The 26,426-nt window shown below is 59.7% G+C and carries 17 protein-coding genes; 4 read left to right on the top strand and 13 right to left on the bottom strand.

Annotated elements, in window-relative coordinates; all coding sequences use genetic code 11:
* From rpsL to rplJ, 13 genes are all read right to left on the bottom strand, one after another.
* On the bottom strand, positions 1–372 hold the full coding sequence (gene rpsL / locus BJ985_RS10085; RefSeq protein ID WP_005322866.1) for a 30S ribosomal protein S12: 372 nt from the start codon (positions 370–372) through the stop codon (positions 1–3).
* Between the two features lie 232 nt (positions 373–604).
* Complete coding sequence (locus BJ985_RS10080) at positions 605–1,156, bottom strand: nucleoside/nucleotide kinase family protein (RefSeq protein WP_005322867.1); 552 nt, start codon at positions 1,154–1,156, stop codon at positions 605–607.
* 26 nt (positions 1,157–1,182) lie between these two features.
* Positions 1,183–1,953 (bottom strand): energy-coupling factor transporter transmembrane component T family protein, encoded by a 771-nt coding sequence (locus tag BJ985_RS10075; RefSeq protein ID WP_005322868.1) that lies wholly within the window; start codon positions 1,951–1,953, stop codon positions 1,183–1,185.
* Positions 1,946–3,373: an ABC transporter ATP-binding protein gene (locus tag BJ985_RS10070; RefSeq protein WP_040424891.1), complete on the bottom strand. Its 1,428-nt coding sequence runs from the start codon at positions 3,371–3,373 to the stop codon at positions 1,946–1,948. Before BJ985_RS10070 ends, BJ985_RS10075 begins: the two co-directional genes overlap by 8 nt.
* Positions 3,374–3,387: 14 nt before the next feature.
* The gene (locus tag BJ985_RS10065; protein WP_005322871.1) at positions 3,388–4,002 is read right to left on the bottom strand and encodes an ECF transporter S component; all 615 of its coding nucleotides are present in this window, start codon (positions 4,000–4,002) and stop codon (positions 3,388–3,390) included.
* A gap of 624 nt (positions 4,003–4,626) precedes the next feature.
* Positions 4,627–9,861 (bottom strand): putative Ig domain-containing protein, encoded by a 5,235-nt coding sequence (locus BJ985_RS10060; RefSeq protein ID WP_179387369.1) that lies wholly within the window; start codon positions 9,859–9,861, stop codon positions 4,627–4,629.
* Positions 9,862–10,228: 367 nt separating this feature from the next.
* Positions 10,229–14,224, bottom strand: coding sequence for a DNA-directed RNA polymerase subunit beta' (locus tag BJ985_RS10055; protein WP_179387368.1), 3,996 nt, complete (start codon positions 14,222–14,224; stop codon positions 10,229–10,231).
* Between the two features lie 106 nt (positions 14,225–14,330).
* Entirely contained in the window at positions 14,331–17,825 is a 3,495-nt protein-coding gene (rpoB, locus tag BJ985_RS10050; RefSeq protein ID WP_005327976.1) for a DNA-directed RNA polymerase subunit beta, read from the bottom strand.
* Positions 17,826–18,209: 384 nt separating this feature from the next.
* Positions 18,210–19,226: a cell envelope lipid trafficking protein PgfA gene (pgfA, locus tag BJ985_RS10045; RefSeq protein WP_179387367.1), complete on the bottom strand. Its 1,017-nt coding sequence runs from the start codon at positions 19,224–19,226 to the stop codon at positions 18,210–18,212.
* Between the two features lie 71 nt (positions 19,227–19,297).
* Entirely contained in the window at positions 19,298–19,630 is a 333-nt protein-coding gene (locus BJ985_RS10040; protein ID WP_179387366.1) for a HigA family addiction module antitoxin, read from the bottom strand.
* Entirely contained in the window at positions 19,605–19,850 is a 246-nt protein-coding gene (locus BJ985_RS10035; protein WP_084771633.1) for a type II toxin-antitoxin system RelE/ParE family toxin, read from the bottom strand. Before BJ985_RS10035 ends, BJ985_RS10040 begins: the two co-directional genes overlap by 26 nt.
* Before the next feature lie 144 nt (positions 19,851–19,994).
* The gene (gene rplL / locus BJ985_RS10030; protein WP_179387365.1) at positions 19,995–20,384 is read right to left on the bottom strand and encodes a 50S ribosomal protein L7/L12; all 390 of its coding nucleotides are present in this window, start codon (positions 20,382–20,384) and stop codon (positions 19,995–19,997) included.
* Positions 20,385–20,472: 88 nt separating this feature from the next.
* Positions 20,473–20,994, bottom strand: coding sequence for a 50S ribosomal protein L10 (gene rplJ, locus BJ985_RS10025; RefSeq protein WP_005322886.1), 522 nt, complete (start codon positions 20,992–20,994; stop codon positions 20,473–20,475).
* 314 nt (positions 20,995–21,308) lie between these two features.
* Between rplJ and BJ985_RS10020 the strand changes: the two genes are divergently transcribed.
* Genes BJ985_RS10020 through BJ985_RS10005 form a run of 4 tightly spaced genes read left to right on the top strand, consistent with a single transcriptional unit; the run spans position 21,309 to position 26,345 of the window.
* Positions 21,309–22,613, top strand: a complete 1,305-nt coding sequence (locus BJ985_RS10020; RefSeq protein WP_023020527.1) for a cryptochrome/photolyase family protein — start codon at positions 21,309–21,311, stop codon at positions 22,611–22,613.
* 32 nt (positions 22,614–22,645) lie between these two features.
* Positions 22,646–23,662 (top strand): pyridoxal-phosphate dependent enzyme, encoded by a 1,017-nt coding sequence (locus BJ985_RS10015; RefSeq protein WP_179387364.1) that lies wholly within the window; start codon positions 22,646–22,648, stop codon positions 23,660–23,662.
* Entirely contained in the window at positions 23,659–24,960 is a 1,302-nt protein-coding gene (locus BJ985_RS10010; RefSeq protein ID WP_179387363.1) for an FAD/NAD(P)-binding protein, read from the top strand. The genes BJ985_RS10015 and BJ985_RS10010 overlap by 4 nt, the downstream gene beginning before the upstream one ends.
* A complete protein-coding gene (locus BJ985_RS10005) occupies positions 24,957–26,345 on the top strand; it encodes a type III PLP-dependent enzyme domain-containing protein (RefSeq protein WP_179387362.1) in 1,389 nt (462 codons plus the stop codon). The genes BJ985_RS10010 and BJ985_RS10005 overlap by 4 nt, the downstream gene beginning before the upstream one ends.
* Positions 26,346–26,426: the final 81 nt, after the last annotated feature.

The raw sequence follows: 26,426 nt of genomic DNA, 5'->3' as shown, positions 1-26,426 counted from the left end.
TTACTGTCCCTTCTTTGCGCCGTAACGGGAACGTGCCTGCTTACGGTCCTTGACACCCTGGGTATCCAGAGCGCCGCGGATGATCTTGTAACGAACACCAGGAAGGTCCTTCACACGGCCGCCGCGAACGAGGACCATGGAGTGCTCCTGCAGGTTGTGGCCCTCACCCGGAATGTAGGCGGAAACCTCAATACCGGTGGTCAGGCGAACACGAGCAACCTTACGCAGTGCGGAGTTCGGCTTCTTAGGAGTGGTGGTGTACACGCGGGTGCACACACCGCGACGCTGCGGGGAACCCTTCAGCGCAGCGGTGGAAACCTCTTTACGCTTATCGTGGCGGCCCTTGCGGACCAGCTGCTGAATAGTTGGCATTTAACAGTCTTTCTGTCGAATCGCACCGAGACCAAAAGAAAGGAACCAAACATGCAAAAATGGGCGCTCTTTCCCGGGGCGCTGCCGCATGTCCAGAACTCTTTCCAAGGCCGGTGCCTTGTTAAGGATCAGACTCTTCACCGCGCGCCATCATGGCACGCATAGTGAACTGACGTTTAGAGTAGCAAACCGACCGCGCTTTATACAAAACGCGATCGGCAGCTTCCTCCTGCTAGGACCATTCCCAGACTAGGTCGGCCTCGGCGGCCTTGGTGGCAAAGTAGTTCTTTTCCTGTTCTTCCCACGTTTCAAACCACTGGTCGTAGTCAGGCTCGCGGGCGATGGCGCGTTCGCGGCGTTGGTCACGGGGGCCGTCGATAAGCACGCTTACTACCGCTCCCCTCTCCTTGGCCGCGGCAATATTGGCGGCGGTTACGGAGCCCACGCCCTCCACGATGAGATCATCGCGCACGTCCAAGCTGGCCCAGTCCCCCGGGGCACCTGCTTCCCAGTCCCAGCGCCAGTAGCCGGGGTTCATGGTGCGCAAAACCTGCTCGGCCACCATGTCCGAGCCCTTATCCAGGCCGTGCCAGCCGGGGTAAAACTCATCGAGGTGCACCACCCGCCAATTGGTGCGCTCGGCCAGCGCGGCAGAGGTCCAGGTTTTGCCGGCGCCCGAGGGGCCGTCGATAAGCACGGTCACCGGCTTGAAGGCGCGCTTTCTGGCTGCGGCCAGCTTGACGATGTCCTCTAAAAGTCGCTCTTGTTGGCTATCAAAGTCCATGGTCGCTCAATCACTGCTTTCGCGGGTTATAGGCCGAAGAATCTCCAGGCCCCAGTGAGTACCGAAACTACCACCGGTACGAAAGCAAGGACGGCGCCGCAGACCATGATCCACCCATCGCGGGCCCGCAGCCGCGACTCACGCGCCCACGAGCGCTTCCCACCGCCAGGCGGGGTACGGCCGAAACCGCGCGCCTCCATGGCCGTTGCCAACTTGCCACCGCGGCGCAGCGCAATTACCAGAAGGCCAAAGGACATGGTCAGCAAATGCTGCAGCTTGCCGACGTCCGTCAGCCCCCTCGCCCTGCGCGCCATACCCAGCGACTGCCAGTCAGATTGAAATAGCGTCATCATACGCACCCCGGCGACCGCACCAATAACAAAGCGCGAGGGCAGCTTGAGGATCTGCGAGAGAGCATCGCCTAATTCGGTCGGATCAATATCACGGGCTAGGACCACCATGGGCAGCGCCACTGCAAAGACACGCAGCGTAATGGCGATCGCGAGGGTCAGGGAATTTTCGGTGACCTGCACCAGCCACCAACTGAAATACTCTTTACCACCAGGCTCGCCGTACAACAGCATCGAGATGCCAGAAATCGGCGCAATGAGAAACAGGAACCACCCGGATTTAAAAAGCCGCACCCATGACACCCCGCACAGCGGCGCAAGGATCAGGGTAAGCGACAGCGATACCGCGGCCGAGACCCAGTCAATGGAGGCCAATAGTGGGGTAACCCAGATAAACATCAAAAAGATGCGGCTTAGCGGGTTAGCCCCGCGCAAAAGATTAGGCACCGTGAACCTCCACTCGGTGATCCCCCAAGGCCTGGATAAATAGCGGGTCATGGGTAATAGAGGCGATGGTGGTGCCATCATCTGCCAATTGCCGCAGCAAGCGCACCAGCTCCACAAAGGTCTGGGGGTCTTGCCCAAAGGTGGGCTCATCCAAGAGCAGCACCGACGGCGCGGTGACCAAGGCAGTAGCCACCGATAGGCGCCGCTTCTCGCCGCCTGAAAGCGTAAACGGGTTGGCCCCCAAGAGATGCTCCAGCCGGAGTGATTCCACGAGCTGCGCGATTCTCTCCTCAGGCGGTTCTACGCGCATTACCTTGGGCGCAACCCGTAGTTCCTCGGCCACCGTGCGGGCGACGAATTGGTGCTCCGGGTTCTGGAAGACAAAGCCAATGCGGTCCGCCAGCTCGCGCGATTTCCAGCGCAGCGGCGACCCCTTGACCCCGCGACGCACGAAATCGGCCACCCCGATCTCACCGGATTTTGCCGGCAGCAACCCAGCCATGGTCATCAACCAGGTGGACTTACCCGCACCATTCGGCCCGGTAATGACCGTGGAGGCTCCCGCCGGCAGTGCAATGGTGCGCGGCGGACCATAGCGGGTGACGAGGTCAGTGCTCCACAGCGCGGCGTCGCGCTGGGCAAGCTCGGCCTCACTGAGGCGTCGCGCCTGCGGCAGGCCGGAGACCTGGCGGCGCTGGGCCACCTCGGCAAAGGAGGTATCGGCCACGATGCGTCCGCGGTCCAGCTCCACTGCGCGGTCGAGCACGCCGTCCCACGCCGCGTGCTGGTGTTCTACCACCACGAGCGTCGCGCCGGTTTCTTCCACCAGCCTAGACACGGCGCGCACCACATCGCGTGCGCCGGCGGGGTCAAGGTTGGCCGTGGGTTCATCGAGAAGCACCACGCCCGCCCCCATAGCGATGACGCCGGCGAGCGCCAAGCGCTGCTTCTGCCCACCAGAGAGCCGCTCGGTGGGGAAATCCAGATCCACGAATGGGCCAACCAGTTCCTTAGCGGCGGCCACGCGGCGCCAGATTTCCTCGCGCGGATACGCCAAATTCTCGCAGCCAAAGGCAATATCATCGCCCACGCGCGCAGAGATCACCTGCGAATCCGGGTCCTGAAGCACCAGCCCCACCGGGATGGTGTGCCCCGGCTCCTCCACCAGGCCGCTGGAATCCTCCAAGAGAAGCTCACCGGTGCGGGTTCCTTCCTCATCGGAGCCCAACACCCCGGCCATCGCTGCAAGGAAGGTGGACTTGCCCGATCCGGAGTCACCGCAGAGAAGCACGCGTTCGCCTGGCTCGATAACTACGTCAATATCGGACAGGGCCGGCTCGCTGCGCCCGGCATGGGTCCAGCCGAATCCGCGGGCCGTTATCTTGGTGGCGTTTCCCGCCAATGATGCACAATCAGACACGTACGCAACACGCCCTAAGCGCGCTGTTCACGGCCTGCGGCAAAGCGATCCAAGCCACCGGTCTTGGCCAGGGCCTTCACCAGGAAGAAGCCCAGCGCACCGGCCAAGATAGCGCCGGAGATACTCAAGGTAACCAAGTAGATGAGGTTGAACTCAAATGAGCGAGCCAGGTTGCCGGAGGTAAACAGCTCCAGGATAAAGGCACCCCAGCCCGCTGCCATGCCAGCCAGAATAGATACCCCCAGGCCAAACTTGCGGTATAGGAAGATCGCCAGGATGATTTCCACGCCGATACCCTGCGCCAAGCCCGAGTACAGGGTGCTAATGCCCCACTGGGAGCCCAGCACCGCCGATACGGTGGCGGCCAAAACCTCAACATAGATGGCCGCACCCGGCTTGCGAATAATCAGGCCACCCAGCACACCACCGATAAGCCAAATGCCAGTAGCAATGCCTCCCAGGCCCGGGGTCACGGCATCCATAGCCTCAAACCAGGCATAACCCACTGCATTCCATACCAGGAATAAAACTCCGCAGGCCACGCCCAAAACGGACGCCACCACAATATCGACCACGCGCCAGTTCAGGCTGCGCTTCGGGGCAGCGGACACACGTGTATTAGTAGTCATAATTTCCTCCCTCTCGCCGGCATTACCCGGATCAGGTTCTACGGTTCACCGCGCATCTGGCGGCGTCTCAGCCCATCGCAGCTACCCAATAGCAGCGGACGAGCACCCGTGATGTGTGTAGTTCTCAAACGCTTGCGCCAGGAGTTTAAGACAACCTGACCAAAAGCTGCATTCATCCTAGCAAGCCCTCCCCAGCGCACCAGCATTAGTTTCCCCACAAGCCCCCGCTTGCCGACGCCCCCTTCTCCCCCACCCAAGCAGCCCAGAACAAAAATGAGCCCCGCCGCGGCCTCTCACTTCCGCGACGGGGCTCCATGGATCCTCTAGTCAAAGGTTCTAAGGAAAGGAAAAAATACCTCAGGAGAATCCAAGTCCCATGAAATTACTAAGCCGCATTGGGCGAGAATTTCAGCAAAATATTTACTTCGATGTTAACGCCAGAAACAATACAGGAGTTTTCGCAATTCCGAAACTGAAACCACATTCCTCGGCCCTAGCAGGAAAGACACCCACCAGAACCGGGACTCACCCCGGCTCCGGCAGCATCTCATTCCCTAGCAGACGGGAAGCTAACGCCCTTCCCGTGGCGCGGAAGTGTGGGGCCGAAGCCCCACACGGAACCGATTACTTAGAGGAGCTGGAGGAGCTGGAAGAACCGCCGTTCGGAGAACAAGCGTTTGCCACCAGACCCAGAGCCAGAGCACCAGCGGCTGCCAGTGCAATGCCACCTCCAATGCGGCCAGCCTCAGGGCTAACCTTCTTCAGCATCAGGTTAATCTGATTTGCCTGCTGAGCCAGCGGGCCATTGTAGATGCCCAGCTGCTTCTGCAGCGCAGTGTTCTGCGCACCCAGCTGACGGTTGATGCCATCAATCTGAGCAGAAACCTGCTTCACCAGCGGGGAGAAGCCCGGGATGTTCATCTGGGAAGCCAGACCAATCGGCAGCAGGAACAGCAGCGGGATGCCTACACCAGCAGCAGCCGGCGCACAGCGCTTCCAATCAACATTGGAAGAACCAGAAGACAGGTCCGGCAAGGAGGAGCCGCCAGTCAGGTCGGAAGAACCGCCCTGATTGTCCGGCTCTTCGCCCTTAACGCCGACCTCAACCTCGGCCTTACCACCATCAAGGTCTTCGTCCTCGATGACTACGGTAATTGGGCCTTCAACGTCCTCACCCGGAGTAACAACAACGTTGCCGTTGTCATCAATCTTGGCAGGAACGTCCTTGCCATTCTTATCCGTAGCAGAAACCTTGGTGCCCTCATCAGGGTTGGTCACCTTGATGCCGGTGTTCTGGTCTTCACCGGAAGGCTTTACATCCTTCACACCGGACTTATCAACGGAGGTTGCTCCCTGGTCATCACCAGGCTTGGCTTCCGGCTTGGAATTTGCATCCTTCGGATCGGTGCCTGCCTCAGTTTCTTCTGCATCGGTAGCACCGTCATTGTCGTCATCGGTGTCGGTGACATCCGGCTGGCCATCGCCATCGGTATCACGCTGAACCGTAACAGTCTTGGTATCCTGAGCAACTTCCTTGCCATCGGAATCGGTGACAGAAACAGTTACCTCAACATCGCGCTCTTCTTCATCCTTACCCCAGTCAGAAACCGACGGAGTACCGGTGACCTCACCAGTGGACTCATCAACGCTCAAGCCGTCAGGCAGACCCTCAGCAGCAACCTTGCCACCCTCTGGGATGTTCTTTGCAACCTCGAACGGGTCAGCTTCCTGACCATCGACAACGGTTACCTTATCGGTAACAACCGAAGGCTCATCAGTCAGAGCAGGCTTAGAAGAATCATCCTTCGGATCGGTGCCTGCCTTTTCTTCTTCTGCATCGGTAGCACCGTCATTGTCGTCATCGGTGTCGGTGACATCCGGCTGGCCATCGCCATCGGTATCACGCTGAACCGTAACAGTCTTGGTATCCTGAGCAACTTCCTTGCCATCCTTATCGGTGACAGAAACAGTTACCTCAACATCGCGCTCTTCTTCATCCTTACCCCAGTCAGAAATCTTGGCTGGAGTACCGGTGACCTCACCAGTGGAAGGGTTCACGGTCAAACCAGCCGGCAGACCCTCAGCCTTAACTTGGCCGCCCTCTGGGATGTCCTTAGCAACCTCGAACGGCTTAGCCTCCTGACCCTCAACAACGGTCACAGTGTCAGGCACTACAGAAGCATTAGAGGTGTCTGGGGCATCGGTCTTCGGCTCGGTGATCTTCACATCAATCGGATCACCAACCGGCTTGCCATCCTTGTCCTTAACAACAACCTTGGCATCCTGCGGCTTAGTACCCTTCGGCACCGTCACCTTGACGTCACCAGTCTTCGGATCAATCTCAACCTTGGCACCATCAATCGGATTGCCGTCCTTGTCCTGGACCTCACCAGTCATGCCCTCAGTCGGGTTCTTAACCTTGTCATCCAAGGTCTTCTCCGAACCATCAGCCGGAACCTCATCGGTCTCAGAACCAGTGGTAATCGACGGAGCCGGAGTTTCACCCTTCGGTTCAGTGATCTTCACATCAATCGGATCACCAACCGGCTTGCCATCCTTGTCCTTAACAACAACCTTGGCATCCTGCGGATCAGTACCCTTCGGCACCGTCACCTTGACGTCACCAGTCTTCGGATCAATCTCAACCTTGGCACCATCAATCGGATTGCCGTCCTTGTCCTGGACCTCACCAGTCATGCCCTCAGTCGGGTTCTTAACCTTGTCATCCAAGGTCTTCTCCGAACCATCAGCCGGAACCTCATCCGTCTCAGAACCAGTGGTAATCGACGGAGCCGGAGTTTCACCCTTCGGTTCAGTGATCTTCACATCAATCGGATCACCAACCGGCTTGCCATCCTTGTCCTTAACAACAACCTTGGCATCCTGCGGATCAGTACCCTCCGGCACCGTCACCTTGACGTCACCAGTCTTCGGATCAATCTCAACCTTGGCACCATCAATCGGATTGCCGTCCTTGTCCTGGACCTCACCAGTCATGCCCTCAGTCGGGTTCTTAACCTTGTCATCCAAGGTCTTCTCCGAACCATCAGCCGGAACCTCATCGGTCTCAGAACCAGTGGTAATCGACGGAGCCGGAGTTTCACCCTTCGGTTCAGTGATCTTCACATCAATCGGATCACCAACCGGCTTGCCATCCTTGTCCTTAACAACAACCTTGGCATCCTGCGGATCAGTACCCTTCGGCACCGTCACCTTGACGTCACCAGTCTTCGGATCAATCTCAACCTTGGCACCATCAATCGGATTGCCGTCCTTGTCCTGGACCTCACCAGTCATGTCCTCAGTCGGGTTCTTAACCTTGTCATCCAAGGTCTTCTCCGAACCATCAGCCGGAACCTCATCCGTCTCAGAACCAGTGGTAATCGACGGAGCCGGAGTTTCACCCTTCGGTTCAGTGATCTTCACATCAATCGGATCACCAACCGGCTTGCCATCCTTGTCCTTAACAACAACCTTGGCATCCTGCGGATCAGTACCCTCCGGCACCGTCACCTTGATGTCACCAGTCTCCGGATCAACCTCAACCTTGGCACCGTCAATCGGGTCACCGGACTCATCCAAGACCTCACCAGTCATGCCCTCAGTCGGGTTCTTAACCTTGTCATCCAAGGTCTTCTCCGAACCATCAGCCGGAACCTCATCCGTCTCAGAACCAGTGGTAATCGACGGAGCCGGAGTTTCACCCTTCGGTTCAGTGATCTTCACATCAATCGGATCACCAACCGGCTTGCCATCCTTGTCCTTAACAACAACCTTGGCATCCTGCGGCTTAGTACCCTTCGGCACCGTCACCTTGACGTCACCAGTCTTCGGATCAATCTCAACCTTGGCACCATCAATCGGATTGCCGTCCTTGTCCTGGACCTCACCAGTCATGCCCTCAGTCGGGTTCTTAACCTTGTCATCCAAGGTCTTCTCCGAACCATCAGCCGGAACCTCATCCGTCTCAGAACCAGTGGTAATCGACGGAGCCGGAGTTTCACCCTTCGGTTCAGTGATCTTCACATCAATCGGATCACCAACCGGCTTGCCATCCTTGTCCTTAACAACAACCTTGGCATCCTGCGGCTTAGTACCCTTCGGCACCGTCACCTTGACGTCACCAGTCTTCGGATCAATCTCAACCTTGGCACCATCAATCGGATTGCCGTCCTTGTCCTGGACCTCACCAGTCATGCCCTCAGTCGGGTTCTTAACCTTGTCATCCAAGGTCTTCTCCGAACCATCAGCCGGAACCTCATCCGTCTCAGAACCAGTGGTAATCGACGGAGCAGAAGACACAACAAAGGAGTCCGAAGCTGTAACGTTGCCATCTACCTCGAGCTCAACACGAATAGTCTGCGGTTTTTTGATGTCCTTCGGAATATCCAAGGAGCACGCTTCAGCACTGGCCGTATCAGTCAAACCGTCACAAGCCTTCAGCTCACGACCACGCTCGTCACGCCATACAACTCGAACCGGATTGGTCTCGTCAAAGACGCGGGTTACATCAATATCAGCCTTCTGACCAGGCGCGGCCACGCCAGTAGCATCCTGCCCGTCAAACTTGACAACTTTGATCTGATCGACGAAGCGAACCGCAACAGGAAGGTGAGAGTTATACCAACCAGGACGCCCTAAGGGGTTCTTCACCGCACCAGAAGTCTTTTGGTTCAAAGGCTGGAAAAGGTTCGCACCGTGGGCACCGTAAGTCGGCTTCCAGTTACCTTCGGGGTCCTGAACGAACTGGTAAGCGTACTTCAGTGCCTCTTCGTTTTCCGTGTCAAAGTGAGCACGGTAGTAGCCGTCTTTATTCGTCTCATTAACCACCGTCTGCGCGATGAACTTTTCGCGGTTAGCGTCGTTCTCAAACAGCTGACGAATCTTGTCAGCACGCACGTCAGGGCGCTCACCGTCAAACTGCTTCACGGCCTGGAGGCCTTCATCAGTCAAAATCGTAGAAACGACCTTGTAGCCTTCAACGAATCGCTCACCCGCAGACGTCGGAAGTCCGATATGCCCACGCTCCTGCTCGGATTCCAGCCACACGCGACCCTCAATGTAGAACTGGTTCGGATCCTCACGGCTATCCGGAGCGACATCGTAGCCGTCAGTGTCAATCTTCCACTCACTAGGATCAGCCGTCATGTACGGCGCAGGCGCTTCAACGACGTCAAGAGCGGTACGCGCCATATATTGGCCCGCAAGACCAAACGCACCATTCGGCTCATTACCGACCGGACCGTAAAAACCGGGGAAACGGCCGGGCCACTGGTACACCTGCTGCAATGGCTGGCCAGCGCGACCAGTTTGACCCTCGGCAAGCCAAATGCGCGCCTTTGCATTCATACGGTAAGTGTGTTCCTTACCGTTTTTATCGGTCCAAGATCCCGGAGCGAAAACAAAAGTACCCGGGCCAGAGGTGGTGCCATCCCCGCCATACTCCAAGAAGTGGGTCTTTGCCGAGTACACCGGGCTAACTGCGCCGTCGTCATCAATCCACTGGAACAACACCGTTGTGCCATCCGGAACGTGCGCCTTACCATCGTTTTCGGAGGTCTGAGAGTTCTGCCCCGCCAGCAGGTACACGTGACCGTTATAAACTGGAGCACCATTGACCTTCTTCAGGCCACTTCCGCTGGTCACATCTCCACTAGCGATGGCGTCGGCGTCAATCGGGTTATTGCCAGAGCTGCCGGGAACAGAAGCATCAGCAGTGTCTTGAGCCTGTGCAACCGCAGCGTTCTGCGGAGCAACAACCGGGTGAACGAATGGAGCTACGAGAGCAACAGAGAGAGCAGCGGCAGCGATTGTAGTGCCGCGACGGCGAGTTACACCGTTAAAACTCTTCATTTTCATGAAAAGCCCTTCCTTAGAATGAGAATAGGGATTGTCCAAAGAACAGCAACATAGACAACACTCATACCTGGAGCCAAATATTGACTTTTGTATTGATGTTGGCTGTCTCCAACCTGAATCATATTAATGTTCACTGGGAACCGCAACACTCGAAACATTAAGAGTTCACAGCCTTTCCGCAGGTTAACGGCGTAATCATAAAACGTTTACTATAGCTACCGGTACGGGCCCCATGGATACGCCTATAAAATGTTATGGGTGTTATCCCATATAACTGGAACATATACGAAAACACCCCCACCATCTTGACTACTTCAAGACAGCGGAGGTGTTTCTCGCGCTCTATATTGAGCTTGCTTCTTCTCGTTTAGAAGGTGAAGTCCTCATCCAGCGGGACGGAAGCACCGGTGAATTCACCGAAGCCGTCATCGCCGTAGATGGAATCGCCGTAAGTCGGAATCGAGTATGCAGCGTTGCGTGCAGCCTCGGTCGGCTTGACGGAGATGTTGCGGTAGCGGGAGATACCGGTACCGGCTGGGATCAGCTTACCAATGATGACGTTCTCCTTGAGGCCAATGAGCTTATCGGAGCGCTTGTTAATAGCGGCGTCGGTAAGCACGCGAGTGGTCTCCTGGAACGATGCAGCGGACAGCCAGGACTCGGTAGCCAAGGAAGCCTTGGTAATACCCATGATCTCCGAGCGCAGCTGAGCCGGCTCGCCGCCCTCTGCAACCTGGGCAGCGTTGAGCTGCTTGGCCTCAGAGAGGTCGATGAGGTTACCCGGCAGCAAGTCCGTGGTACCCGCATCGATGACGGTGCCACGGCGCAGCATCTGGCGGATGATGATCTCGATGTGCTTATCGTGGATAGCCACACCCTGGGTACGGTACACAGCCTGAACCTCATTGATGAGGTGCTGCTCCACGCCACGGCGGCCGAGGACCTCGAGCACGTCGTGCGGGTCAGCCGCACCACGCATCAGGCGGTCACCCGTCTCAACATGGTCGCCGTCCTTGAGGGAACGCTCAATCATGGCGTCTGGGTTGGACTCCATCGGGCGACGAACCTGAGCCAGGCCCTGACGCTTGGAGAGCTTCTCATAGACCACGTCATCAGAGCCGTCATCCGGGGTGATGGTCAAGGTCCAGAAGTTGCCCTCATCGGACAGGGAAACGGTGCCGTCAACGGAGGCGATAGGAGCGCGGTTCTTCGGGTTACGGGCCTCGAAGAGCTCCTGAACACGCGGCAGACCGCCGGTAATATCGCCACCGACACCACCCTGGTGGAACGTACGCATGGTCAGCTGGGTACCCGGCTCACCAATGGACTGTGCAGCCACGATGCCGACGGCCTCGCCGATATCGACGAGCTGGCCGGAAGCCATGGACTTGCCGTAGCACTTAGCACAAACGCCGGCCGGGGTCTGGCAGGTCAGCACGGAGCGAACCTTGACCTCGGTGACCTTAGCGTCAAGCAGCTTCTGGGTGAGCTCCTCGGTGAGGTCGGAGCCGGCCTCGGCCACAACCTCGCCGTTGGCGTCCTTGACGTCGGTCGCGATAACGCGGCCGGATGCGGAGGTCTCCCACAGCTCGGAGAGAACAACCTTGTCGCCGGACTCCTCGCCGATTGGGACGCGGACGCCCTGGCGGGTGCCACAGTCCTCTTCGCGGACGATGACGTCCTGGGCCACGTCCACCAGACGACGGGTGAGGTAGCCGGAGTCAGCGGTACGCAGTGCGGTATCGGCCAGGCCCTTACGGGAACCGTGGGAGTTGTTGAAGTACTCCAGCACGGACAGGCCTTCGCGGAAGGAGGTCTTAATCGGACGGGTGATGTAATCACCGTGCGAGTTCACAACCATGCCCTTCATACCGGCCAGCGTCCAGATCTGACGCATGTTACCGGCAGCACCAGACTTCACAATCATCGGAATCGGGTTGTGGTCCGGGTACATGTTCTCGACGGCCTCACCGACGGTATCGGTAGCGTCCTTCCACAGCTCAACCAGGCGGTCGTAGCGCTCGCGCTCGGTCAGGGCGCCCTGCTCCCAGTACTTGCGCTCGATGCGCTCTGCTTCCTTCTCATAAGACTCGAGGATCTCGGTCTTATTCGGCAGAACCAGAACGTCAGACATGGTGATGGTCACGCCGGAACGGGTTGCCCAGTAGAAGCCGGCATCCTTCATGTTGTCCAGCACCTGAGCAACGGTGATCATCGGGTACTTATTGGCCAAGTCATTGACCACGTCACCGATGAGGACCTTGTTGCCGGAGCCGCCGCCCTTACGGACCATGATGCCCTCGAGGTACGGGTAGTTCCATGGCAGCAGCTCGTTGAACATGACGCGGCCGATGGTGGTGTAGCCCATCCATGCCTGGCCCTTGGTCCAGCCATCCGGGAACTGCTCTTCCTCGATCTCCTTCGGCGGGCGAAGGTGATCGATGCGGACCTTGATCGGAGCCTGCAGGCCAACGGTGCCGCGGTCATAGGCCATGAGGGCCTCAGCGTAGGAGGAGAAGACGCCGGTAGCTGGCTTGTCCTCTTCTGCCTCGCGGAAGCGGCCGTTGCCACCGATCTCGTCCTCGGACTTGTCCATGGTCAGGTAGTAGAGGCCGGTAACCATGTCCAGACGTGGCATGGCCAGCGGCTTACCGGATGCCGGGGACAGAATGTTGTTGGACGCCAGCATCAGGACACGGGCTTCAGCCTGTGCCTCAGCGGACAGCGGCAGGTGGACTGCCATCTGGTCACCGTCGAAGTCGGCGTTGAACGCCTCACAAGCCAGCGGGTGCAGCTGAATAGCCTTACCCTCAACCAGCTTCGGCTCGAAGGCCTGAATACCCAGGCGGTGCAGCGTAGGTGCACGGTTGAGCATCACTGGGTGCTCAGAAATGGCCTGCTCCAGAACGTCCCATACCTCTGGGCGCTGGCGCTCAACCATGCGCTTGGCGGACTTGATGTTCTGGGCGTAGTCATTTTCTACCAGGCGCTTCATAACGAACGGCTTGAACAGCTCGAGCGCCATGAGCTTCGGCAGACCACACTCGTGCAGCTTCAGCTGCGGACCAACGATAATAACGGAACGGCCGGAGTAGTCCACGCGCTTACCCAGCAGGTTCTGGCGGAAGCGGCCCTGCTTGCCCTTGAGCAAGTCAGACAGGGACTTCAGCGGACGGTTGCCCGGGCCGGTAACCGGACGGCCACGGCGGCCGTTATCGAAGAGCGCGTCCACAGACTCCTGCAGCATGCGCTTCTCGTTGTTCACGATGATCTCTGGAGCACCCAGGTCGATCATGCGCTTCAAACGGTTATTGCGGTTGATGACGCGGCGGTAGAGGTCGTTCAGGTCGGAGGTAGCGAAGCGGCCACCGTCCAGCTGCACCATCGGGCGCAGCTCTGGCGGGATAACCGGGATGGCGTCCAGCACCATGCCGGCCGGATCGTTGCCGGAGCGCAGGAAGGCAGCAACGACCTTCAGGCGCTTCAGGGCACGCATCTTCTTCTGGCCCTTGCCGTTGTTGATGATCTCGCGCAATTCCTCGGCCTCAGCCTCGAGGTCGAAGTTGCGGACCAGGGTCTGGATGGCTTCTGCACCCATGCCGCCGGTGAAGTAATCCTCGTAGCGGTCAACCAGCTCTTCGTAGATGGTCTCATCGATGATCATCTGCTTCGGAGCCAGCTTGATGAAGGTGTTCCAGATTTCATCCAGGCGGGCGATCTCGCGCTCGCCGCGCTCGCGGATGTGCTGCATCTCCTTATCGGCAGCGTTCTGTACCTTCTTGCGGGCGTCTGCCTTGGCGCCGGCTGCTTCCAGCTCAGCCAGGTCAGACTCCAGCTTGGAGGCGCGCTCTGCGATCTCGGACTCGGTATCGTCCTCAACGTCCTTCTTCTCCAGGAGCATCTCTGCTTCCAGGGTGGACTGGTCGTTGTGGCGAGCCTCTTCATCCACGGAGGTGATGATGTTGGCCGCGAAGTAGATGATGCGCTCGAGATCCTTCGGAGCCAGGTCCAGCAGGTAGCCCAGGCGGGAAGGAACGCCCTTGAAGTACCAGATGTGGGTTACCGGAGCAGCTAGCTCGATGTGGCCCATGCGCTCACGGCGAACCTTGGACTTGGTCACCTCAACGCCACAGCGCTCACAGATGATGCCCTTGTAGCGGACGCGCTTGTACTTGCCACAAGCGCACTCCCAGTCACGGGTGGGGCCGAAGATGCGCTCGCAGAAGAGGCCGTCCTTCTCCGGCTTCAGGGTGCGGTAGTTAATGGTCTCGGGCTTTTTGACCTCGCCCTTGGACCAGCGACGAATATCGTCTGCGGTGGCCAGACCGATGCGGAGCTCGTCGAAGAGATTTACGTCAAACACGTAATGTCTCCCTTTCATCCTCGTTGTCGAGGAATTGATGGCTTTTTATGAATGAAACGTTTATGCCCAACCGCGGGAACCTCCCCGCGGTGGACCAAGAAACTAACTAGGCGATGTCAGCGGAGGACCCCTCATCGCGGGACAGGTTAATGCCAAGCGATGGGCTATCCATGTCATCGTCATCAGAGCCAGACAGCTCCATCGGCGTGCCGTCGGTGGAGAGAACCTCCACGTTCAGGCACAGGGACTGCAGCTCCTTGAGCAACACCTTGAAGGACTCAGGGATGCCCGGATCTGGAATATTGTCGCCCTTAACAATGGCTTCGTAGACCTTCACGCGGCCAACGACGTCATCGGACTTGATGGTCAGCAGCTCCTGCAGGGTGTAGGCAGCGCCGTATGCCTGCATTGCCCACACCTCCATCTCGCCGAAGCGCTGGCCACCGAACTGGGCCTTACCACCCAGCGGCTGCTGGGTAATCATGGAGTAAGGACCGGTGGAGCGGGCGTGAATCTTCTCATCGACCAAGTGGTGCAGCTTGAGCATGTACATGTAGCCGACAGAGATCGGGTACTTGTATGGCTCGCCCGAGCGGCCGTCGAAAAGCGTGGCCTTGCCATGCTCATCCACCAGTACATCGCCGTCGCGGTTAGGACGGGAAGAAGCCAGCAGGCGCTCGATCTCGTGGTTGGTAGCACCGTCGAAGACCGGGGTAGCGGTCAAGGAATCTGCAGGAACGTCATAGAGCTCTTCCGGCAGGGTCTTGAGCAGCTCGGCGTTCTTCGGATCCTCGGTATCGACCTTCCAGCCGGCGTGTGCCAGCCAGCCCAAGTGAACCTCGAGGACCTGGCCAATGTTCATACGACGCGGCACACCGTGGGTGTTCAGGAGGATGTCCACCGGGGTGCCGTCTTCCATGAATGGCATATCCTCTGGCGGCAGGATCTTGCCCACAACACCCTTGTTGCCGTGGCGGCCGGCCATCTTATCGCCGTCCTGGATCTTGCGCTTCTGGGCAACGTAGACACGAATCATCTCGTTGACGCCAGGGGCCAGATCGTCATCATCGTCGCGGGAGAAGCGAGCAACGCCAATGACCTTGCCTACCTCACCGTGCGGGACCTTCATGGAGGTATCGCGGACCTCGCGGGCCTTCTCACCGAAGATGGCGCGCAGAAGGCGCTCCTCCGGGGTCAGCTCGGTCTCGCCCTTCGGGGTGACCTTACCCACCAGGATGTCACCAGCGCGGACGTCGGCACCGATGCGGATGATGCCGCGCTCGTCCAGGTCGCTCAGCACGTCCTCGGAGACGTTCGGGATCTCGCGGGTGATTTCCTCGGCGCCCAGCTTGGTATCGCGAGCATCGATCTCGTGCTCCTCGATGTGGACGGAGGTCAGGATGTCCTCTTCCACGATGCGCTGGTTGAGGATGATGGCGTCCTCGTAGTTGTGGCCTTCCCACGGCATGAAGGCAACCAGCAGGTTGCGGCCGAGGGACATCTCACCGTTGTGGGTACCCGGGCCATCGGCCAGAACCTGGCCGGCCTCTACGCGCTCGCCCATGGAAACCAGCGGGGTCTGGTTGTAGTTGGTGCCCTGGTTGGTGCGCTCGAACTTACGCAGGATGTAGGTATCGCGCTGGCCCTCATCATCCATGATGGTGATGACATCAGCGGTGACGTTTTCGACCACACCGGCCTTCGGGGTGATGACAACGTCGCCAGCGTCGTACGCAGCGCGCTGCTCCATGCCGGTACCAACCAGCGGGGCCTCGGAACGAACCAGCGGCACTGCCTGCTTCTGCATGTTCGCACCCATCAGGGCACGGTTAGCATCGTCGTGCTCCAAGAACGGAATCATGGCGGTACCCACGGAAACCATCTGGCGCGGGGAGACGTCAACGTAGTCCACACCGGCGGCGTCGGTAAGTCCGATGTCGCCGTCCTTCAGGCGAACCTCAATACGCTCGCCGGTAAGGTTGCCCTCTGCGTCCTGCTCGACCTCGGCCTGAGCAATAGCGAAGCGGTCCTCTTCATCGGCGGTGAGGTACTCCACCTGGTCGGTGATCTTGCCGTCCACAACCTTGCGGTACGGAGTCTCAATGAAGCCGAAAGCATTCACGCGGGCGTAGGACGCCAGCGCACCAATCAGGCCAATGTTCGGGCCCTCAGGGGTCTCGATCGGGCACATACGGCCGTAGTGAGAAGCGTGAACGTCTCGCACCTCAATGCCGGCGCGCTCACGAGACAGACCGCCCGGGCCCAGCGCGGACAGGCGGCGCTTGTGGGTCAGGCCGGACAACGAGTTGTTGTGGTCCATGAACTGGGACAGCTGCGAGGTACCGAAGAACTCGCGGATAGCAGCAGAGACCGGGCGCACGTTAATCAGGGAGGTCGGAGTGATGGACTCCGCGTCCTGGGTGGTCATGCGCTCGCGCACAACGCGCTCCATACGGGACAGGCCGACGCGGACCTGGTTCTGGATGAGCTCACCCACGGTACGCAGGCGACGGTTACCAAAGTGGTCGATGTCATCCGTGTGCAGGGCGATCATCTCACCGTTCGGTGCCTTCATCTCGCGCTCGCCTACGTGCAGGCGGACCAGGTACTCGAGGGTGACGGCAATGTCTTCCTCGGTCAGGGTCATCAGACCATCGTGGTCGCCGCCGAGCCCCAGCTTGCGGTTGACCTTGTAGCGGCCGACCTTAGCCAGGTCGTAACGCTTTGCACGGAAGAAGGAGTTATCCAGCAAGGACTGAGCCAGCTCGCGGGTGGGCTGCTCGCCTGGGCGCTGCTTGCGGTAGATCTCCAGCAGTGCCTCATCGGTGTTCGCTACACCGTCAGACTCCAGGGTGGACATCATGAGCTCGGAGAAGCCGAAGCGATCCCTGATCTGCTCCTCGCTCCAACCCAGTGCCTTAAGCAGCACGGTTACCGGCTGGCGGCGCTTGCGGTCAATGCGCACGCCGACGGTGTCGCGCTTGTCGACGTCGAACTCCAACCATGCACCGCGGGAAGGAATAACCTTCACGGAGTGCAGCGGGCGCTCGGTGGACTTATCGATCGAGCGATCGAAGTACACGCCCGGGGAGCGCACCAGCTGAGAGACGACGACGCGCTCGGTACCGTTCACGATGAACGTGCCCATATCCGTCATGATCGGGAAATCGCCGATGAAGACGGTCTGCGACTTAATCTCTTGGGTGTCGTTATTAATAAACTCTGCGGTCACGTACAGCGGCGCGGAGTAGTTGATGTCCTTTTCCTTGCACTCATCCACGGTGTTCTTCACCGGTTCAAAGCGCGGCTCCGACAAGGACAGGGACATATTGCCCGAGTAGTCCTCAATCGGCGAGAGCTCTTCGAGGATGTCCTCGAGGCCACTCGTCACGCGGGCGTCATCGCCGCGCTCAGCCTGCTCGCGCTCGCGCCACTCCGGCGCGCCAACGAGCCAATCAAAGGAATCAAGTTGTACGTCAAGGAGACCCGGCAGGGCGATAGGCTCGCTGATTTTTGCAAACGAGTATCGCTTCGGGGCTCCGGGGATATTGGCCACTGACTTGGTCTGGCGGGAGACTGCCAAGATGGGTCCTTCCAGCACCTCACGCGGATTGCCTGCTCGCCCTGGCCGACGAGCCGCAAAACCGCTGGTAATTCTAGCATTCGGTCTGCTGTGGAGTGTCTGGGTTCAGAATGCACAAAATCACCTTGTCAAGTCGGTTTTGCCATCACCGGCCTGAAAGGCTAAATGTGCACCGAAGATCCAGATTCCAGCGCAACGAAACAGCTTATAGGAAAAGACCTGCCATGTAAAGACACACCACACTTGGGGCGTGTCGCTACCGCGCTAGGGGGCAAGCTCGTGCTCGCCGCGGCGCTAACGCGTCCACGTCGCGCGACTGTGCGCGACAACCACCGAGCACCCTACCACTAAAATCTCAATACACCGCAACCCCGGCGGCGATTTTGTTTTCCAGCTGCGCTTTTACCGGCTCGCTGGCACCGCGCTCCCGCCGATGCGCCCGCGGTTATGGCGCGGGCGGGCATGCTTATTCTTGCCGCCAATTAGGCCCAATGCGCCAATGATTCCGAGCAGGGTCAACAGTGCGCCGAGGCCGATGGCAACCCACCGCACGATCTCCGCCACGCGGTCGCGCGGGAAATCTGCCGCCTCTTTGAGCAGCGCCTGCTGGTCCTCTTCGGAGGTAGAGCCATTAAAGACGAAGGCGCGCTCGCGGCCCACGCCCTCGCGGTCCGCGTAGTAATCATCGATATCCATATCCATGCCCACCACGAGGCCGGTTTGTTGGTCCACGTAGAAGTCTCGGCTGCCGGAGTGGGTTAGGTAGCCCTGCTCCTCGCCGCCGTCTTTCTTGGGCAGGCTGGTGGTATTGCCATCGGCCGCAAATAGCTGCGCGACGTTGGTTGGCTCAATTTCTTGGTGGTAGCGGTAGACCGTGCGGCCGTCCATCGTGGTTTCTTCTTCAAAGACTGCATCGACGGCCTTGCGCAGCGTCGGGTCAAAGACCGGGTAGTTGGTCTTCTCTGCGCCTGCTGGGAACTTGAGCCAGTAGCCATCCACCGTGACTTTATCCGAAGGCGTAGCAAGCGTATGGCTAAGCGACGCCTCCCCCGCCGCCTCGCCGCTCAGGCGGTCCACGGGATAGGTCCACACTTGGGCCTGGCTCAGGTCATTAAGGCCCTCCCCTTCGCCGCGCATGCGGGTCTCACCAATGCGCACGGTGGCCTTCTCCTCGTCCGAGGGCTCTTGGATATCCATGTTGATTTGGTAGGTCATGGGGCCCGAATACGGCGCGGTGCCGTCCTTGGACAGCTGCTGCGAATCCGCAGAATCATCGTGCAGTGTCCACGTACTGTTTTTCAGGTTCAGTGGCAGCCGCGGGGAGTAATCCAAAAACGCCGGCGCCACAATTCCGGCGGCGATGAGCGCAACGCCGAGGCCTAGGAGCAGGACGGAAATAATGCGGGACTTGGGCAGCATGGGGGCTAATTCTACAGCCCGTGGCGGCGATTCCTTGTTTCTACAGGCCGCCCCGCCACGCCGGATTGGTTTTAGGCCGTCTGCGTATTCCAAGCGATGATGCTGCTGGTATCCGTGGTCTGCCGCGCGCACCAGAGATCAAACTCTTCTTGCAGCCCCAGCCAAAACTCTGCCGAATTGCCAAAATAAGCGGAAAGACGGAGCGCCATTTCCGCACTAATCCCAATGCGCCCACGCACCAGCTTGGAAATTTGAGACTTGGAGCTAAAAATATCCTTGGCTAAGCGGTATTGAGTCAGTCCGAGCGGCTCCAGAAATTCCTCACGCAGAACCTCTCCAGGGTGTGGAACGGGGACGATATCCGAGGCTTCCTCTCCCTCATTTGTGATAGTCGATGAAGTCAACGTCCACAGCTCCTTTCCCTGTCCACCGGAAGACTACTCTCCACTTCCCTTTCAACCTCTCTAAGTGATTCGCTGGTGGAATCCTCAAATCGGCAAGAGAGGCTGCGCGGTCAATCATGATGAGTTTGCGGCGCAGTATTCTTCGCAGTTCAGGGGGGCACGTACTTTGGCCCTTACCATCTGTGTGAAAGCGCTCTAAGCTACCCCTCCTGAACTCCACAATGCCATAGTTTCATACTTTGACACTACTGGCCATTGCTGTACTACCCGCATTGCGCCCGCGAGCATAAAACGAGGAAACCCCCAGCTCCCACCGCGCGCGGCGGTAAGAGTGGGGGGTTTGAAAGCGTAAAGCTCAGTGAAATTACTTGAGCTCGACGGAAGCGCCAGCCTCTTCCAGCTTAGCCTTAGCAGCCTCAGCGTCGTCCTTGGAAGCGCCCTCGAGGATAGCCTTAGGAGCACCCTCGACCATTTCCTTAGCTTCCTTCAGGCCCAGGCCGGAGACGATCTCGCGAACAGCCTTAATAACGCCAATCTTCTTAGCGCCAGCGTCGGTCAGAACGACGTCGAACTCGGTCTTCTCCTCAGCAGCAGCAGCGCCGCCCTCAGCCGGAGCGCCAGCTGCAACAGCAGCAACCGGAGCAGCAGCCTCAACGTCGAATACCTCTTCAAATTCCTTAACGAACTCGGACAGTTCGATGAGGGTCATTTCCTTGAAAGCTTCAATGAGCTCGTCCTTGGTGAGCTTAGCCATGATGGCAAGTCCTTTCTGTGTTGTGTGTGCGCTGCGCGTGATTTATGCCGCGCACACGGTGTTGTAATTGTGCGTCTTTTGTGACGACTTAAGCTTCTGCTTCCTTCTTGTCCTGCAGGGCTGCGACGGTGCGTACAGCCTTGGTTGCAGGAGCGTTGAAGAGAGCGGCTGCCTTCGCCATAGAACCCTTCATAGCGCCAGCCAGCTTTGCGAGGGTGGTCTCGCGGTTATCCAGCTTGGCGATGGCCTCAACCTGGTCGGCAGACAGTGCGTTGCCGTCCATGTAGCCACCCTTGATGATGAGTGCCTTGTTGTCATCAGCGAACTTGGTGATGACCTTCGCAGCATCCACTGCCTCGCCCTTGATGAACGCAATTGCGGTCGGGCCAGTCAGCAAATCATCAAGACCTTCGATGCCAGCTTCCTTGGCAGCGATCTTGAAAAGGGTGTTCTTGGCGACGGAGTATTCAACGTCAAAGCCCAGATCGTTACGCAGCTCCTGCAGCTGGGATACGGTCAGGCCGCGGTACTCGGTCAATACAACAGAGTTAGCGCCAGCCAGCTTCTCCTTCAGCTCTGCCAGGTCTGCAGTGTTCTTTGGGTTTGCCATTGTCTCTCGCCTCCTTCCAAAACATCTCTTTTATTATTCCGCCGGGGCCTTCCTCGCTTCGGTTGCCCGAAACAACAAAAGCCCCGTGCAAGAGCACAGGGCGCGCGACATAAGAGAATGCCGCGAATAATCGCAAAGTGTCTCCTGCGTGGGCCGCCTCCTAGGATGGAGAACCTTCGATCCAAATGGATGACCAACGGTCTTCGGTGAACTTTGACTCGGCCGTGAAGTGGCCGTTCAAACTTCGTGGAAAACACTACCTCCCCACCCGCGGTTTCTCCAAATCGCCGTTTCCGCCGCGTAGGATGGCCGCCATGACCAGCCTCATGTGGTTCCGCGATGACCTGCGCCTGCACGATAACCAGGCCCTTTCCCGCGCGGCCGAGGCCGCCGCGCTTGGCGACGCCCCCTTGGTCGCCGTCGTCCTCGACGAACCTGCCTATCCCGGCACCCGCCCGCTGGGCGGCGCGACCACGTGGTGGCGCGAACGTTCCCTCTATGCCCTCGCTAGCGACCTTGCCGACCACGGCGTAGAACTCATTCGCGCCGCCGGCGATGCTCGCGAGGAAATCCCCCGCCTCGCCACCGAACTGGGAGCCACCACCGTCACGTGGACCCGCCGCTACCACGGCCCGCTGCGCGAGGTCGATGCCACCGTCAAGGAAACCCTGGCCTCCCAGGGCATCACCGCGACGTCCTCGCCCGGCTTCACCTTGGTGGAGCCCTGGGAGGTCACCAATGGCCAGGGCCAGCCCTATAAGGTTTTTACTCCTTTCTCCAAGGCCGCCGCCTCCCAGGTGGCGGGAGATGAACCGGAGGGGGTGCCGGAGATGGGGGCGTCGGCAAGCAGTGCATCTGCCTGGCCCCAGCCCACCGAACCGGCATGGGCCGCATCGCTGGCCGAGCACTGGACGCCCGGCGAGGCCGGCGCGCGCGAGCGACTAGCCCAGCTGGACCTGGCCAACTACGCCGAGGAGCGCGATATCCCCGCGCTCAATGCCACCTCCCTACTCTCGCCCCACCTGCGCTTTGGCGAGGTCTCCCCGCGCGAGGTGTGGTTCGCCGCAGCCGAGGAACCAGAGGCCGCCAAGTTTCACTCCGAGCTACTGTGGCGCGACTTTGCCTGGCACCGTCTCTACCACCTGCCCAATCTCGCCACCGAGAACGTGCGGGAGAAATTCGACCGCTTCGACTGGTCCTGGGATGACCCGCGGCTCAAGGACTGGCAGGCAGGTACTACTGGCATTCCGCTTGTCGACGCCGGAATGCGCGAACTATGGGCCACCGGCTATATGCACAATCGCGTGCGCATGGTGGTGGGCTCCTTCCTCACCAAGAACCTAGGCATCCACTGGCGCCTGGGCGAAGAATGGTTCTGGGACACCTTGGTGGACGCCGATGCCGCCTCCAACCCGTTTAATTGGCAGTGGGTGGCCGGCTGCGGCGATGACGCCGCGCCCTTCTTCCGCATCTTCAACCCCGAAACGCAAGCCAAGCGCTTCGACCCCGACGGCGAGTACGTGCGCCGCTGGGCACCCGCACTGTCCGCCCCGCCTATCGTGGACCTGCAGGAATCGCGCCAGGCCGCGCTCGATGCCTATGCGGAGATCAAAGACTAAGCCTGCAGAAAAGGTGGACGTAAAGGTCTACCATGGGGCCAATGATGAGCCCCAGGATTCATTCTCAAGCGCACCCGCCCATTGGCAATACCCCACTCATGCGAGTAGAGGCGATTAGTCCCCGGCCGGATGTCCACCTCTATCTCAAACTCGAACAATTCAACCTTGGCGGTTCTGCGAAAGACCGGACGGCGCGAGCGCTTATCCAGGCGGCCCTTGCAGCCGGCGATATCCGCCCAGGCTCGACGCTGGTGGAATCTTCCTCCGGCAACCTGGGCATGGCGCTAGCTCGCCAAGCCCCGCTCCAGGGGATGAAGTTCCATTGTGTGGTGGATCCGCGCGTCAACGCCTCCACGGTGGCTACCATGCGGGCCTATGGCGCACACGTGGAATTGCTTGACCATCCCGATCCAGAGACCGGCGATTGGCTCACCGCCCGCCGCACCCGCGTGGCCGAGCTTTTGGAAGAGATCCCCGATTCTTTCAACCTCAACCAGTATTCCAATGAAGCCGCCTTCCACGCCCACGCGGAAGGCACCATGACTGAAATCCTGGACCAGCTCGGCCAGGCGCCCAGCCACCTGCTCGTGGCTATGAGCACCACCGGAACCCTTGGCGGCTGCGTACGCAAGCTCACCGAGTTGGGCGCCGACACCCACACAATCGGCGTTGATGCCGAAGGCTCCGTGCTTTTTGGTGGTGAGCGTGGCACCCGCATGTTGCCCGGCTACGGTGCAGGTATCGTGACCGAGCTATCCACCAAGTTTTCGCCTTCTTCCGTGGAGCGAGTTCCGGATCTCGATGCCATCGTTGCCGCCCGACAGCTCGCTCAAGCAGAAGGCCTGCTGCCTGGCGCTTCCGGCGGTGCCGTCATCGCCGCCTTCCAACGCCTCGCGCCCTCCCTGCCGGCAGGGGCCGAAGTGGTTGCCGTGCTGCACGACGGCGGCCAGCCTTACCTCGACACCATTTATAACGACTCCTGGGTGTGCGAAAACTTCGACATTTCGCCCGCTGAACTTGCCGCGCGCATCGAGGGGTCGGCGCAGTGACCTCTTCTCGTTCTGCCCGCCGCATTGCCATCATTGGAGGTGGCCCGCGTGGCCTCTGGGCCGTAGAGGAGCTCCTCGAGCGCGCCCGCGTTCCACTCGATGTCACCGTCTTTGATCCCTACCCCGCCGGTGCGGGCGCCGTCTACCGTCCGCAGCAGCCGCTGCAGTGGCGTCTCAACGTCAACTGCGCCATCGTCACCACGGCCCACGATAGTTTCAACGCCTGGCGCACCCGCCGCGGCGAAGACACCACCGATGCCTTTCCACCGCGGGCTCAGGTGGGCCAATTCCTCACCGATACCTGGTCCGCAGCAGTGCGCCGCGCACCATCCCACGTTCGCATCCGGCACCTGCCGCACCGCGTGACCGCGGTAAGCGCCGACGGAGAAGGTTTCATGGTCGATGGCTCCCCCTTCGACGAGGTCCTAGTCTGTACCGGCCACGACCATCTCCACGCTGGTTCTTTGGCCTATGAGGCCTCCTGCGTACCGGTCACCGGTCTCTACTTCGGTGCCGATCTCCCCAGCTCCGCACGGCGGATCGGCGTACGCGGTGCTGCCTTGAGCTTCATCGATGTGTGCCTGCTGTATGGCGATACCGCCGAAACCATCTACCCGGTTAGCCGCAGCGGGCGCTTCATGGAGGTAAAGCCCTCCCCAGAGACACCGCTGCCGGAGGTATCACCGCGGTGGCGGCAGGCCTGCGCGCATATCGACAACGCTGCGGAGCTGCGTGAGATCCTCATCGGGGCTGCAGGCGAGTTCGGTGACTTCTCAACTGCGGACCTCGCCTCAGTTATCGACGGTCAGGATTTCACTGGCGATGCCGTCGCTGAGCTCGAGGCTTCCCTACGTGCGGCCGAAGGTACCGGTCCGCTCACCCCGGCCGCGGCCGTGGGCGCAGCGTTTCGTGGGGTATTCCAAGAATGCGTCGATTGGCACAAGGTGCATGGCCCCATGCCCGGCTTTCGCGAGCTTTCACGCACCCTTGAGCGCGTGGCTTTTGGTCCGCCACCGGTCACAGCTAGGCGTCTGCTCGAGTTGATCCACTCCGGTGTGGTGAATACCGACTACCTAGGCATGCCTGGGCAGATAGATTCTTGGCGGGAAAAGGGCGGCGTGGACCTGCTTATCGACGCCACCGTTGCTCCCCAAGCCACCCCCTCCCCCTTCCACGACGTTGCTGGCGTGGTGGAAATTGGCCGGATGAATGAGCTCTCCCTGCCCGGCCATGACTCCCTTAACCGTTCCGTGCACGATGACATCCCCCGCTGGGCGGAGAAAGTAGGAAACCCATGACCACCACCCCTGTAGAACCACTACCCGTCCACGGCACCGTCCCCTTGCGCGCCCGGTGGGAACGGTGGATGCGTGAGCTTGTCGAAAACCCGCAGCACGTCAGCGCATTGACCTCGCGCTACGGTTCTCCGGTGAACGTGTTGAATCCCGCTCCGCTGCGCCACACTGCCCAGGAGTTGCTCGATGCGGGCGCTTCCCACGGCGTGGACACGCAGGTGTTTTTCGCACGCAAGGCCAATAAGGCGCTGTGCTTTGTCGATGCTGCACGCGATGCCGGGCTCGGGGTGGATGTAGCCAGCGAGAACGAGCTCCGCCAAGTGCTCGACCGCGGTGTTGCTCCAGAGCGCATCATCCTCAGCGCCGCTATCAAAACCGACGACTTGCTCCGCCTCGCGGTTTCGCGGGGAGTTACTATCTCTTGTGATTCTCGCGCCGAGTCCCGCCGCATCGCCGCCATCGCGCGGGCATTAGACACCACCGCCTGCGTGGCACCACGCCTCGCTCCAGATCCGAACTCCCTACCTCCCACCCGCTTCGGGGAAAGGCTGCCGGCATGGCGGCAAGCCGAGTGGCCACAGGAACTTCGTGTTGTGGGCGTCCACGTGCACCTGCATGGCTATAGCGAGGCCGACCGCCGAACCGCCCTTGCAGAGGCAATTGCCTTGGTAGAGCACCTACGCGCATTGGGCCAGCCCGCAGAATTCATCGATATCGGCGGCGGCGTGCCCATGAGCTACCTAGAATCCCGCGAGCAGTGGGAGAATTACCTCGAGCGTATCGCCTCCCAACGCGCTGGTACCGGTGAACCGTTCACGTGGAAATCGGATCCGCTCTCCAATACTTACCCTTTCTGGCAGGAACCGACGCGCGGTCAGTGGCTGGACCAGCTCCTCTCCGGTGATGTCCCCGGCTACGGCACCGCTGGCACGGAGCTGCGCGAGCGGGACATCGCCCTTCACCTGGAGCCCGGCCGCAGCCTCCTCGACGGCTGTGGAGTCATCCTTACCGAGGTGAGCTTCCTCAAAGAACGCTCTGATGGCCTGCCCCTTATCGGCGTGGCGATGAATCGCACCCAATGCCGGACCGCCGCAGATGACATCCTGCTCGACCCCCTCCTGGTACCCACGGCCGGCCCGGCAAAGGAAATCTCCCGCGAGCCACGCACCGGCTTTGTAGTCGGAGCCTACTGCATTGAAGACGAGGTTATCCTGCGCCGCGAACTGGACTTCCCGGATGGCATTGCTGTAGGAGATACCCTCGCCATTCCGAATACAGCCGGGTATTTTATGCACATCTTGGAGTCTGCTTCGCACCAAATTCCTTTGGCACGCAACGTCTACTACGACGGCGGCGATTGGGTGCCAGACGATATTGACGCCGTGTAGCTGCAGGCGGGCTAAGACATAGAAAAAGGGCTTCGAGGCAATCCTCGAAGCCCTTTAAATTTGAACGCAGTGCGTTAGAAC

Origin of the sequence: Corynebacterium tuberculostearicum, assembly GCF_013408445.1 — a bacterium.
Taxonomy (GTDB): Bacteria; Actinomycetota; Actinomycetes; order Mycobacteriales; family Mycobacteriaceae; genus Corynebacterium; species Corynebacterium tuberculostearicum.
This window is presented reverse-complemented; position numbering and strand designations above follow the sequence as displayed.